Source organism: Ruegeria sp. AN6, from assembly GCF_056540425.1.
Genome location: NZ_JBQFWR010000043.1, coordinates 1 through 935, shown reverse-complemented (window position 1 = coordinate 935; position 935 = coordinate 1). Strand labels below are relative to the sequence as shown.

1 protein-coding gene is annotated in these 935 nt (G+C 50.8%); it reads right to left on the bottom strand.

The window, feature by feature from the left end; all coding sequences use genetic code 11:
* Window positions 1–123: 123 nt before the first annotated feature.
* On the bottom strand, window positions 124–882 hold the full coding sequence (locus tag ACR0MQ_RS22930) for a hypothetical protein (protein WP_170482886.1): 759 nt from the start codon (window positions 880–882) through the stop codon (window positions 124–126).
* Window positions 883–935 lie beyond the last annotated feature (53 nt).

Here is a 935-nt window from a genome sequence, read left to right as displayed (position 1 = left end):
GGAGAGTTTGGGATAGCAGTATATCGAGGGCCTGATTTCGAAAAGTCGGTAAATTTCAAGTCGCTTCCGAAAGAGATCAGATCCCCGAATGCGGTTTTGAAACGTTTAGACCTTGTGAAATGACTAGAGGTTGAGTTTCAGTTCAACTTTTTCAGGGACCAGATCGTTTATCATCTCTTCGATCCGAGCTTCCGAAAGTCCGCCCGAGGTAATGAAAAGCAATGAAACGCGAGATTTGCCGGGAACGTGGTGTCTTCTGACCAGCTTCCAGCCAGCGTCTGCGGCCATGGCTTCAATGGCTCCGCTGACTTTCAATGATTGCTCTTCGTCTGAAGCCTTGAGCGAAATTTCCACGCCCTTGTTTCGCCCACCGAGCCAAATGAAACACCAACACACAACCGCCACCAATGTGGCCATCAAGGGCAAGCCCAGCCCTACCGCCAGCCCAAGCACGGTCACTATAATCATTTCCACCGTGTCGACCGGGTCATCCATATTTGATCGGAACCTCAACAGGGCTCCTATTCCAAAGATCACGAACCCGATCATTGATCCGTGCTGTACAACCAGAAACCCAACCGCCATGCCGACAAGCGCGTAAAGGAAGAACAGTCGCGGCATGACGATATCGCGGACACTCCTGCGGGCTCTCCGCCTCACAGGGTGATAAACGATCAGTCCAGTCAAAATGACAGTGACGATGACGTCGAGAGTAAAAAAATACAGTTCCTGTTTACCACGAAACTGCGTCCAACGTCGTTCGATAAGGATTTCCGACTCCGAGGTACCGGCCAACATGGTCGCGGGGTCGATTTGTGACAACGCAGCACTTGGCAACAGCACCATCAATAACCCTGCCATAAGTGGGAAAGTCTTGTTCAACTTAACTTCCTTCCTGCTTACTCTAGCAGATTGCGTTCCGCCAAAGGCACATC